The 11768-nt window shown below is 67.8% G+C and carries 9 protein-coding genes; 5 read left to right on the top strand and 4 right to left on the bottom strand.

What is annotated here, in order from left to right:
- Nucleotides 1–29 precede the first annotated feature (29 nt).
- From ilvD to BLU62_RS11355, 3 genes are all read right to left on the bottom strand, one after another.
- Nucleotides 30–1874 carry a dihydroxy-acid dehydratase gene (ilvD, locus tag BLU62_RS11365; RefSeq protein WP_074849667.1) on the bottom strand — a complete coding sequence of 615 codons (1845 nt, stop codon included), beginning with the start codon at nucleotides 1872–1874 and terminating at the stop codon, nucleotides 30–32.
- Between the two features lie 283 nt (nucleotides 1875–2157).
- Nucleotides 2158–3501 carry a magnesium transporter gene (gene mgtE / locus BLU62_RS11360; protein WP_074849665.1) on the bottom strand — a complete coding sequence of 448 codons (1344 nt, stop codon included), beginning with the start codon at nucleotides 3499–3501 and terminating at the stop codon, nucleotides 2158–2160.
- Between the two features lie 79 nt (nucleotides 3502–3580).
- Nucleotides 3581–4027, bottom strand: coding sequence for a PH domain-containing protein (locus tag BLU62_RS11355; protein WP_074849663.1), 447 nt, complete (start codon nucleotides 4025–4027; stop codon nucleotides 3581–3583).
- A 333-nt stretch (nucleotides 4028–4360) separates the two neighbouring features.
- On the opposite strand from BLU62_RS11355, the gene BLU62_RS11350 reads away from it, so the two are divergent.
- From BLU62_RS11350 to ilvC, 3 genes are all read left to right on the top strand, one after another.
- A complete protein-coding gene (locus tag BLU62_RS11350) occupies nucleotides 4361–6322 on the top strand; it encodes an acetolactate synthase large subunit (protein WP_074849661.1) in 1962 nt (653 codons plus the stop codon).
- Nucleotides 6319–6822, top strand: a complete 504-nt coding sequence (gene ilvN, locus BLU62_RS11345; protein ID WP_074849659.1) for an acetolactate synthase small subunit — start codon at nucleotides 6319–6321, stop codon at nucleotides 6820–6822. Before BLU62_RS11350 ends, ilvN begins: the two co-directional genes overlap by 4 nt.
- Nucleotides 6823–6917: 95 nt before the next feature.
- The gene (gene ilvC / locus BLU62_RS11340) at nucleotides 6918–7931 is read left to right on the top strand and encodes a ketol-acid reductoisomerase (protein WP_074849657.1); all 1014 of its coding nucleotides are present in this window, start codon (nucleotides 6918–6920) and stop codon (nucleotides 7929–7931) included.
- A 210-nt stretch (nucleotides 7932–8141) separates the two neighbouring features.
- On the opposite strand, the gene BLU62_RS11335 is transcribed toward ilvC, so the two are convergent.
- On the bottom strand, nucleotides 8142–8807 hold the full coding sequence (locus BLU62_RS11335; RefSeq protein WP_074849655.1) for a chymotrypsin family serine protease: 666 nt from the start codon (nucleotides 8805–8807) through the stop codon (nucleotides 8142–8144).
- Nucleotides 8808–9140: 333 nt separating this feature from the next.
- Here BLU62_RS11335 and serA point away from each other — a divergent pair, with 333 nt between their 5' ends.
- Together serA and BLU62_RS11325 are read left to right on the top strand one after the other, a co-directional pair.
- Nucleotides 9141–10736 carry a phosphoglycerate dehydrogenase gene (gene serA / locus BLU62_RS11330; RefSeq protein ID WP_074849654.1) on the top strand — a complete coding sequence of 532 codons (1596 nt, stop codon included), beginning with the start codon at nucleotides 9141–9143 and terminating at the stop codon, nucleotides 10734–10736.
- Entirely contained in the window at nucleotides 10733–11743 is a 1011-nt protein-coding gene (locus BLU62_RS11325; protein ID WP_074849652.1) for a 3-isopropylmalate dehydrogenase, read from the top strand. Before serA ends, BLU62_RS11325 begins: the two co-directional genes overlap by 4 nt.
- Nucleotides 11744–11768: the final 25 nt, after the last annotated feature.

The raw sequence follows: 11768 nt of genomic DNA, 5'->3' as shown, positions 1-11768 counted from the left end.
ACTCACCCCGCACTTTGTGTTCACAGGTGTCAGTCGACCTGACGCACGGCGCCCTTGTCGGCCGACGTCGCGAGCTTCGCATACGCGCGCAGCGCGGTCGTGACGGTGCGCTGGCGGTCCTTCGGCTGCCACGGGCGCTCCGAGGCCTCCATCTTCGCGCGGCGCTCGGCGAGCACCTCGTCGTCGACGAGGACTTCGAGGCGACGGGTCTTGACGTCGATGAGGATGGGGTCGCCGTCCTCGACGAGGCCGATCGTGCCACCCGACGCCGCCTCCGGCGACATGTGGCCGACCGACAGGCCCGACGATCCGCCGGAGAACCGGCCGTCGGTGATGAGCGCGCACTTCTTGCCCATGCCGGTGCCCTTCATGAAGGCGGTCGGGTGCAGCATCTCCTGCATACCCGGCCCGCCCGCGGGGCCCTCGTAGCGCACGACCAGCACCTCGCCGGCCTGGATGGTCTTCGACAGGATCACCTGCACGGCGTCCTCCTGGCTCTCGACCACGCGGGCCGGACCCTCGAAGTGCCACAGGTCCTCGTCGATCCCGGCGGTCTTGAGGACCGCGCCGTCGGGTGCGAGGTTTCCGCGCAGCACGCACAGGCCGCCTTCGACGGTGTACGCGTGCTCGAGGTCGCGGATGCAGCCCCCGGCGGCGTCGGTGTCGAGCGAGTTCCACCGGTTGGCGGTCGAGAACGGGGTGGTGGTGCGCACGCCGCCCGGCGCCGCATGGAACAGTTCGACGGCCTCGTCGAGCGCCTTGCCGCCACGGATGTCCCAGTCGTCGAGCGCCTGGGCCAGGGTGGGGCTGTACACCGTCGAGGTGGTGTCGTCGAGCAGTCCGGCGCGACGGAGTTCACCGAGGATCGCCGGGATTCCGCCGGCGCGGTGCACGTCTTCCATGTGGTAGTCGGAATTGGGGGAGACCTTCGACAGGCACGGGACGTTCCGGCTGATCTCGTCGATGGTCGACAGATCGAAGTCGGCGACCTCGCCCTCCTGCGCCGCGGCCAGGATGTGCAGCACGGTGTTGGTCGAGCCGCCCATCGCCACGTCGAGTGCCATCGCGTTCCGGAAGGCGGCCGGGGTCGCGATGTTGCGCGGCAGGACCGACGCGTCGTCCTCGCGGTACCAACGGTTCGCGGCGTCGATGACGACCTTGCCGGCGCGCTCGAACAGGGCGCGACGCGCCTCGTGGGTGGCCAGCGTCGAACCGTTGCCCGGCAGGGCGAGTCCGAGGGCCTCGGTGAGGCAGTTCATCGAGTTGGCGGTGAACATGCCCGAACACGAGCCACAGGTCGGGCAGGCGGACCGCTCGACCTCGTCGAGTCCGGCCTCGTCGACGGCGCTGTTGGCCGACGCGGAGATGGTGGTGATCAGATCCGACGACGGATGCGCGACGTCGCCGACGACGACGGCCTTGCCGGCCTCCATCGGTCCGCCGGAGACGAACACGGTCGGGATGTTCAGGCGCATCGCGGCATTGAGCATGCCGGGGGTGATCTTGTCGCAGTTGGAGATGCACACCAGCGCGTCGGCGGTGTGGGCGTTGGCCATGTATTCCACGGAGTCGGCGATGATCTCGCGGCTGGGCAGCGAGTAGAGCATGCCGCCGTGACCCATCGCGATGCCGTCGTCGACGGCGATCGTGTGGAACTCGCGGGGCACGCCGCCCGCGGCCCGAACCGCGTCGGCGACGATCTCACCGACATCCTTGAGGTGCACATGGCCCGGCACGAACTGCGTGTACGAGTTGGCGATCGCCACGATCGGCTTGCCGAAATCGTCGTCGGTCATCCCGGTGGCGCGCCACAGGGAGCGGGCTCCGGCGGCTTCGCGGCCGACGGTGGTGGTGCGTGACCTCAGGGCTGGCATGGCTTCCTCATATCGATCGTCGGGTCGGGCGGAGTCGGCGCCGCCGAAGGGCTTCCGGCGGTGCTGGGCCGAAGCTCTGTCGTTCGTCGGACTCCTGGGGTCAACACCGTGATCCCGGGGATTTGTTTCATTAGGCTGTGTGGCCCCGAGAACTGGGTTGAACGGCGTCGCACGCTGAGGGTGGGCGTCGCGAGTCACCGAGAGATCAGGCTACTCCGCCGTGACATGCGACAACAAAATGATTCGGACACGGCCGGCGCTGTCGGTTCTCGCGCGGCGGTGCCTAGAGTCCCAGAACCGCCTTGGCGATGGAGAAGTAGACGATGAGACCGGTTGCGTCGCAGAAGGTCGAGATGAACGGGGTCGAGAACACCGCCGGGTCCACCCGGATGGATTTCGCGACCAGCGGCATCACGCCGCCGACGGTCGCGGCCATCGTGCAGATCGACACGATCGTCAGCCCGATCACCGTGCCGATGTCGACGCCGTACACCAGTGCGGCGACGGCGAATCCGACGACGCCCAGCAGTGACCCCATGGTCAGGCCGACCCGCACCTCCTTGGCCGCGACCCGCACGACGTCGCGGGTGGTCACGTCGTCGGTGGCGAGTGCACGGGTGACGGTGGTCGCGGCCTGCGACCCGGTGTTGCCACCGATGCCGGTGAGCAGCGGGATGAACAGTGCGAGGGCGACCTTCTGTTCGAGGGTGCCCTCGAAGATCTCCAGGACGTTGACGGTGAGGATCGCCGACACCGCGAGGACGAACAGCCACACGATCCGGGCGCGGGTGATCGACAGGATCGACGCGTGCAGATATGGCTCGCGCAGCGGTTCGCGCGCACCCGCCCGCGCCTCGTCGGTGTCGCGGGCCTGCTCGACGACCTCCACCGCGTCGTCGATGGTGAGCACGCCGACCAGTCGGTTGTCGCGGTCGACGACGGGCATCGCGAGGATGCCCCGGTCGACGCATCGCTGGGCGGTGGACTCCGCGTCGTCGTCGGCGAGCGCGAACATCGGCTTGCTCATCAGGCCGACGACGGTTTCGTCGGGGTCGGCGAGTAGCAGGTCACGCAGGCTGACCACGCCGCACAGGACCCGGGCCTCGTCGAGAACGGGCACGGTGTAGATCGTCTCGGCGGCGTGGCCCCGTTCCCTGACCCGGGCGAGGGCCGCGCTGGCGGTCTCGTCGCTACGAGCATGGACGAACTCGGGGCTCATCCGACGCCCGACCGAGCCGCGCGGGTAACCCAGGACGACCGCGGTGACGTCACGTTCGGCGGGGGTGAGCTGCTGGATGAGCGCTCGTGCGACGCCGGCGGGCAGTTCGTCGAGGAGTTCGGCGCGGTCGTCGGGGTCGAGGTGATCGAAGGCGGCCGCCACCTCGACCGTCCCGAGATCGTCGATCAGCCGGCGCTGCGAGCCCGAGGACAGATCGTCGAAGACCTCGACGGCGAGATCCTTGGGAAGCAGACGGAAGGCCACGCCCCGCGCCTGGTGGGACAGGCGGTCGAGGAGGGCGGCGATGTCGCCGGCGGGGAGTGCGGACAGCGCGGTCGCGGCGGCGCCGAGGTCGCCGTCGGAGATGAGGTCGTCGAGCTGGTTCGCGTCGAGCGTCGCGTACGTCACCCGACGAGACTAACTTCTGGCGCCTGGGTCAAAGCCGTTCCCGCAGCGGCGATTCTGTGCCGCCGGGAGGGCTCCGGATCTAGTCGTCGGACTTGGCGGCGGCCTCGAACGGATCCGGGATGCGGCCCTTGCTGACCACGTTCAACACCGGGAGGTCGCGAAAGGCGATGGCGGGCAACTTGACTCGTTCACCGTTCTGGCGGACCGCCCGCACCGAGCTCCACTTGGGGAACTGCAGGCCGGCGATGTCGGCCCAGGGGATGTCGGTCGTCGACAGACCGCCGACCGCGCTGAGGCCGTCTTCGGTGACGACGGTGCGCAGACGGTGGATCCACATGTACAGCGCCACCGGGACGACGAAGAGGAAGGCGAACCAGTAGGAGGCGCCGAGCAGCAGGACCACCACGAGCGCGACCATCGGGACCGTGAAGTAGGCGACGCGGTTGATGCGGAAGATCACCGGGTAGGGGATCTCCGCCGAGTCGTCGGGTGTCGAGGGGGTCGGGTCGCTGGAATCAGTCGGCACCCATCCATTGTGCCAACCCGGCCTCGGCGACCTCGGCGTCGGGTGGACTCGCTCGCACTGGGTGAGACGTCCGTCACCACCTGTGCGTTCCCATCATGTGGGACGGCATGGTCCGGAGTTTGACTCAGAACGACGCGCGGTCCTACCGTGATCTCGTGATGACAAACGGGATCCTCGTAGTAATCGGCTGGCGCGTCGCCTGACCGGTCACCTCGCAGACCCCTACCGGCATCGACGCGCCACCCTCGCACAGCTGAAGCTGTCGGGGGTTTTTTCATGTCAGGTAGTCACATCACCCAACCACCGAATTTCAGACAAGATGAGGATCGTGCAGTGAGCGCACCAACAGCACGCACCGACGCCGGCCGCAATGAGCCGACGCGTAACGCCGGACTGCGTCAGCAGTCTCCCGCGGCGGGCAACCTCCGTGCGGTAGGGCAGCACACCGTCGCGCCGGAGCGCGTCAGCGGTGCGCAGTCGGTGGTCCGATCCCTCGAGGAGCTCGGTGTCGAGGTCGTCTTCGGCATTCCCGGCGGCGCGGTCCTGCCGGTCTACGACCCGCTTCTCGACTCCACCAAGGTCCGTCACGTCCTCGTCCGCCACGAGCAGGGCGCCGGCCACGCCGCCACCGGTTACGCACAGGTCGCCGGTCGCGCCGGTGTCATGATGGCGACCTCGGGTCCGGGTGCCACCAACCTGGTGACCCCGCTGGCCGACGCTCAGATGGACTCCGTCCCGGTCGTCGCCATCACCGGACAGGTCGGCCGTGCGCTGATCGGCACAGACGCCTTCCAGGAAGCCGACATCTCCGGCATCACGATGCCGATCACCAAGCACAACTTTCTGGTGAGTCGCGCGATCGACATCCCGAAGACCATCGCCGAGGCCTTCCACATCGCCGAGAGCGGTCGTCCCGGTGCGGTTCTCGTCGACATCCCCAAGGACATCCTGCAGAGCCAGACCACCTTCTCCTGGCCGCCGCAGATCGACCTGCCCGGCTACCGTCCGGTCACCAAGCCGCACGGCAAGCAGGTCCGTGAGGCGGCTCGCCTGATCAACGCCGCGAAGTCGCCGGTCCTCTATGTCGGTGGCGGTGTCATCAAGGCCAACGCGTCCGAGGAGCTGCTCGAACTCGCCGAGCTGACCGGCATCCCGGTCGTCACGACGCTGATGGCCCGCGGCGCATTCCCCGACAGCCACCAGCAGCACCTCGGCATGCCGGGTATGCACGGCACCGTGGCGGCCGTCGGCGCGCTGCAGCGCAGCGACCTGCTGATCACGCTCGGCGCACGGTTCGACGACCGCGTGACCGGTCAGCTGGATTCCTTCGCCCCCGACGCCAAGGTCATCCACGCCGACATCGACCCGGCCGAGATCGGCAAGAACCGGCCGGTCGACGTGCCGATCGTCGGCGACTGCAAGGCGGTCATCGCCGAGCTCACCGAGACGCTGCGCGACGAGCGGGCGACCACCGGGGCCACTCCCGACCTGTCGGAGTGGTGGACCTACCTCGACGGCATCCGCAAGACGTACCCGCTGAGCTACGACCGTCAGACCGACGGTTCGATGTCGCCGGAGTTCGTCATCCAGGCACTCGGCAAGGCCGCCGGACCCGACGCGGTCTACTGCGCCGGCGTCGGCCAGCACCAGATGTGGGCCGCGCAGTTCATCTCCTACGAGAAGCCGCGCACCTGGCTCAACTCGGGCGGTCTGGGCACGATGGGCTATGCGGTGCCCGCCGCGATGGGCGCCAAGGCGGCCGCACCCGACACCGAGGTGTGGGCCATCGACGGCGACGGCTGCTTCCAGATGACCAACCAGGAGCTGGCGACCTGCGCGATCGAGGGCATCCCGATCAAGGTCGCGCTGATCAACAACGGCAACCTGGGCATGGTCCGGCAGTGGCAGACCCTGTTCTACGAGGAGCGGTACTCCAACACCGATCTGTCGACGCACTCGCGGATGATCCCGGACTTCGTGAAGCTGTCAGAAGCGTTGGGCTGTGTCGCTTTCCGTGTCGAGCGTGAGGAGGACGTCGACGACGTCATCGCTCAGGCACGCGCGATCAACGACCGTCCGGTCGTCATCGACTTCATCGTCGGCAAGGACGCCCAGGTGTGGCCGATGGTCGCCGCGGGCACCGGCAACGACGAGATCATGGCGGCCCGCGACATCCGGCCGCTGTTCGACGACGACGAGTCGGCCTCCGACCCGGTCGACATCCACGAGACCATGACCAAGCCTGATGCAGCGGCCCCGGCCGACGCGGCAGCAGCGAAGAAGGACCAGAAGTGAGCACCACCCACACCCTCAGCGTCCTGGTCGAGGACCGGCCGGGCGTCCTGGCCCGCGTCTCCAGCTTGTTCTCGCGTCGCGGGTTCAACATCGAGTCGCTGGCCGTCGGACCGACCGAACTCAAGGGGATCTCGCGGATGACCATCATGGTCTCCGTCGAGGACTTCCCGCTCGAGCAGGTCACCAAGCAGCTCAACAAGCTCGTGAACGTGATCAAGATCGTCGAGCAGGACCCGGCCAACTCGGTGTCCCGCGAGCTGATGATGGTCAAGGTCCGTTCGGATTCGACGGTGCGCACCGAGGTCATCGAGGTGGTGAACCTGTTCCGCGCCAAGGTCATCGACGTGTCGCCGGAGTCGCTCACCATCGAGGCCACCGGTACGTCGGAGAAGCTCGAGGCTCTTCTGCGGATGCTCGATCCGTACGGCATCCGTGAGATCGCACAGTCCGGCGCGGTTGCGCTCGGACGCGGACCGAAGAGCATGTCGGCCAATCGCTGACCGCTAAACTCCGCTGGAAACAGCGGCGAAGAATTTATATGTCCCTCGGCGAGAGAGAAAATCGCGAGGGGCGCCACAAATCGAAGGGAAACAAAGTGGCCATCGAACTGTTCTACGACGACGACGCGGATCTGTCGATCATCCAGGGTCGCAAGGTCGCGGTGATCGGCTACGGCAGCCAGGGCCATGCGCATTCGCTGTCGCTGCGTGACTCGGGCGTCGACGTCGTCATCGGTCTGCGTGAGGGTTCCAAGTCCAAGGCCAAGGCCGAGGAGCAGGGCCTCAAGGTGCTGACCGCCGCCGAGGCTGCTGCCTGGGCCGACGTCATCATGGTCCTCGCACCCGACACCTCACAGGCACAGATCTTCACCGAGGACATCGAGCCGAACCTCAATGACGGCGACGCGCTGTTCTTCGGCCATGGCCTGAACATCCACTTCGGCCTGATCAAGGCTCCGGCCAACGTCACCGTCGCCATGGTCGCCCCGAAGGGCCCCGGCCACCTGGTGCGCCGTCAGTTCGTCGACGGCAAGGGCGTCCCCGCGCTCATCGCGGTCGCCCAGGACCCGAAGGGTGAGGGCCAGGCTCTCGCCCTCAGCTACGCCAGCGCCATCGGTGGTGGCCGCGCCGGAATCATCAAGACCACCTTCAAGGAAGAGACCGAGACCGACCTCTTCGGTGAGCAGGCCGTGCTCTGCGGCGGCACCGAGGAACTGGTCAAGGCCGGCTTCGAGGTCATGGTCGAGGCCGGTTACGCACCGGAGATGGCCTACTTCGAGGTCCTGCACGAGCTCAAGCTCATCGTGGACCTCATGTACGAGGGTGGCATCGCCCGCATGAACTACTCGGTCTCCGACACCGCCGAGTTCGGTGGCTACATCTCGGGCCCGCGCGTCATCGACGCCGACACCAAGGAGCGCATGCGCGCCATCCTTAAGGACATCCAGGACGGCACCTTCGTCAAGCGCCTCGTCGCCAACGTCGAGGGCGGCAACAAGGAGCTCGAGGGCCTGCGCAAGCAGAACGCCGAGCACCCGATCGAGGTCACCGGCAAGAAGCTGCGCGACCTGATGAGCTGGGTTGATCGCCCGATCACCGAGACCGCCTGAGTCTCTCCGCTCTGAACCGCGGGCCCGCATCTCTTCGGAGGTGCGGGCCCGCCGTCGTCTGCGCGCTCGCAAACCCACCCTTTTTCGGCAAACCCACCCCGTTACAAGGGGGTGGAAATGCCGAAAAAGGGTGGGTTTGCGCGCGACCCCGGAAAGCACGACGCCCCGGGTGTGAACCCGGGGCGTCGTCAGGGAAGTCGGTGCGGAGCGTCAGGCGATCTGGAATCCCTTGTACGCGGGGAGCGAGGCGATCCGATTGAGGATCGGCTTGATGTTCGTCCCGGTCTCCGGGCCGAAGCAGCCCAGGAAGTAGTACGCGTTCACCATTCCGACGAGGCGGTCGCCGACGACGACCGGGCTGCCGGAGTCGCCCTCGATCACACACAGCTGGCTCAGGTGGACGTCACCCTCGGAGAACCAGGCGATGCCACAGGTGTTGCCGGTGGTGCGGCCTTCCTTGCAGGCGATGGTGGGGAACCCGATGGGCCGGGGATCGACCGAGCGGATCGTCACGCCACGGACGGTGCGCAGCGGCACGACACGTGAGGCGTCCATCTCGATGATCGCCATGTCGAGGTCGGAGGCCGAGTAGGTGATGGTGCCGGCCTGCCCGCGGTCCTGGAAGGTCTCGGAGTACACCTTCTGGCCCGGGGTACCGCAGTGGCCCGCGGTGATGCCGATGAGCTTGCCGGTCTTCGAGCGGCCGATCGTCGTCAGGGTGCACGCAGCGGCGGAGTTCCCACCCTTGAGGACCAGAATTCCTGAGCCGCCCCCGAGGTAGATCTTCGCCGGGGCCGCGACCGCGACGCCTGCTCCCCAGCCGGCCAGCACCGCCGCAGCCAAGACCGCCAACAGTGCCGTCAGCTTCTTCGTCATCCGCTCTCCACTTCTCATTTCGCAATGCGCCGAAACGCCTGCCGGAACTCGTCGCGGCAGGCGGTCAAAGCACACCGTACCGGGACTCTCCGGCATTCGCTCCTGCGTGGGATCGACCCGGGGTCGCTTTGCAACCCTTCCGTGATGCGCACGGCAGCGCGTCGTAATGCCGGTCACACTCTACCCACCCGCGAGGACACGCCTCCTCTTTTGGGGTAGACCGCCTGTTCGGGGCCATCTACCAGACCTTTAAGCTGTGACACGGAGAGTCCACGACGCTCCGTCCTGCCAAAGGTGAGTAATCGCACCTGCCCCGATCCTGGAGATAAGACTGTGAGCTCTGCTGGCCGCCCGGTTGTACTCATCGCCGACAAACTGGCGCCGTCCACCGTGGAAGCACTCGGTGACGGTGTCGAGGTGCGGTGGGTCGACGGCCCGGACCGTCCCAAGCTGCTCGAGGCCGTCGTCGACGCCGACGCGATCCTCGTGCGTTCCGCGACGACTGTCGACGCCGAGGTCCTCGACGCCGGCAAGAAGCTGAAGATCATCGCGCGCGCCGGTGTCGGTCTCGACAACGTCGACGTGCCCGCGGCCACCGCCCGCGGCGTCATGGTCGTCAACGCACCGACCTCCAACATCCACACTGCTGCCGAGCACGCCGTCGCGCTCCTGATGTCGGCAGCGCGCCAGATCCCGGCCGCCGACGCCACCCTGCGTGAGAAGACCTGGAAGCGTTCGGCGTTCAACGGTGTCGAGATCTTCGACAAGACCGTCGGCGTCGTCGGCCTCGGCCGCATCGGTCAGCTGGTCGCCGCTCGTCTGGCCGCCTTCGAGACCCACATCATCGCGTACGACCCCTACGTCTCGCCGGCCCGCGCCGCGCAGCTCGGCATCGAGCTGGTCAGCCTCGACGAGCTCCTCGAGCGCGCCGACTTCATCACCGTGCACCTGCCCAAGACCCCCGAGACTCTCGGTCTCATCGGCGCCGAGCAGCTCGCCCGCACCAAGAAGGGCGTCGTCATCGTCAACGCCGCCCGCGGTGGCCTGATCGACGAGCAGGCACTGGCCGACGCCATCAAGTCCGGTCAGGTCCGTGCCGCGGGCCTCGACGTCTTCGCGACCGAGCCCTGCACCGACTCGCCGCTGTTCGAGCTCCCGCAGGTCGTCGTGACCCCGCACCTCGGTGCCTCCACCAGCGAGGCCCAGGACCGTGCCGGCACCGACGTCGCCAAGAGCGTGCGTCTCGCCCTGGCCGGCCACTTCGTGCCCGACGCCGTCAACATCACCGGCGGCGCGGTCGACGAAGAGGTCGCACCGTGGCTCGAGGTCGCCCGCAAGGCCGGTGTCCTCGTCGGCGCCGTCAGCAAGGAGCCGCCGACCTCGCTGGTCGTCGACGTCCGCGGTGAACTGGCCGCCAAGAACGTCGAGGTCCTCGGACTCTCGGCATTGCGCGGTCTGTTCTCGGCCGTCCTCGACGAGCCGGTCACCTTCGTCAACGCCCCGGCGGTCGCCGAGAGCCGTGGCGTCACCAGCGAGGTGACCACCGCGCCGGAGAGCCCCAACCATCGCAGCGTCGTCGACGTGAAGGCCGTCTTCGCCGACGGTTCGGTCCACAACGTCTCCGGCACGCTCACCGAGCCGCGTCTCGTCGAGAAGATCGTCAACATCAACGGACGCAACTTCGACCTCCGCGCCGAGGGCCACAACTTGATCGTCAGCTACGCGGATCGTCCGGGCTCGCTCGGCAAGATCGGCACCCTGCTCGGCGACGCCGGGGTCGACATCCTCGCCGCCGGTCTGTCGCAGGACGCCGAGGGAAGCGGCGCGACCATGATGTTGCGCGTCAGCAGCGCGCTCGCCGACGACGTCGTCGAGGCCATCGGTTCGGCCGTGGGCGCCACCCTGATCGAGCAGGTGGACCTGTCGTGAAGCTCGCGGTCATCGCCGGCGACGGCATCGGTCCCGAGGTCATCGGGGAGGCGCTCGGCGTCCTCGAGACCGTCGTCCCGTCGGTGAGCACCACCGAGTTCGATCTCGGCGCTCGCCGCTACCACCGCAACGGTGAGCTCCTCACCGAGGACGACCTCGAGTCGCTGCGCCGCCACGATGCAATCCTGTTGGGCGCCATCGGCGATCCGTCGGTGCCGCCCGGCATCCTCGAACGCGGCCTGCTGCTCACCATGCGCTTCGCGCTGGACCACCACGTCAACCTGCGCCCGTCGCGCCGGTTCCCGGGTGTGTCCTCGCCGCTGGCCGGCGACCCCGAGATCGACTTCGTCGTGGTCCGCGAGGGTACCGAGGGTCCCTACACCGGCAACGGCGGCTCGATCCGCGTCGGCACCCCGCACGAGGTGGCCACCGAGGTCAGCGTGAACACCCGCTTCGGCGTGGAACGCGTGGTGCGCAACGCTTTCGGGCGTGCACAGCAGCGTCGTAAGAAGCTCACGCTGGTCCACAAGACCAACGTGCTGGGCTTCGCCGGATCGTTGTGGAGTCGTGCGGTCGACGAGATCGGCGCCGAGTTCCCCGACGTCACCACCGATTACTGCCACGTGGACGCGGCGACCATCTACCTGGTCACCGATCCGGGCCGCTTCGACGTGATCGTCACCGACAACCTGTTCGGCGACATCATCACCGACATCGCGGCTGCCGTCAGCGGAGGCATCGGACTCGCGGCGTCGGGCAACATCGATGCCACCGGCGCGAATCCGTCGATGTTCGAACCGGTTCACGGTTCGGCACCCGACATCGCGGGCCAGGGCAAGGCCGACCCGACCGCGGCGATCCTGTCGACGGCGCTGCTGCTGCAGCACCTCGGCGAGAACGATGCCGCGGCACGGATCGAGAAAGCCGTCGCCGACGACCTCGCCGAGCGCAGCGGACCGGTCGCCACCAGCGAGGTCGGCAAGCGCATCCGCGAACGGCTCAGCTGAGTTCGCAAACCCACCAGCGTTGGCC

Origin of the sequence: Gordonia westfalica (assembly GCF_900105725.1) — a bacterium.
Taxonomy (GTDB): Bacteria; Actinomycetota; Actinomycetes; order Mycobacteriales; family Mycobacteriaceae; genus Gordonia; species Gordonia westfalica.
The sequence above is the reverse complement of the archived record's forward strand: the minus strand, read 5'-3'. Positions and strand labels throughout refer to the sequence as shown.

Bases quoted from the DNA above. Each gene is read 5' to 3' on its own strand.
- BLU62_RS11335 (WP_074849655.1), bottom strand. From the start codon at position 8,807: ATGACGAAGAAGCTGACGGCACTGTTGGCGGTCTTGGCTGCGGCGGTG.
- ilvD (WP_074849667.1), bottom strand. From the start codon at position 1,874: ATGCCAGCCCTGAGGTCACGCACCACCACCGTCGGCCGCGAAGCCGCC.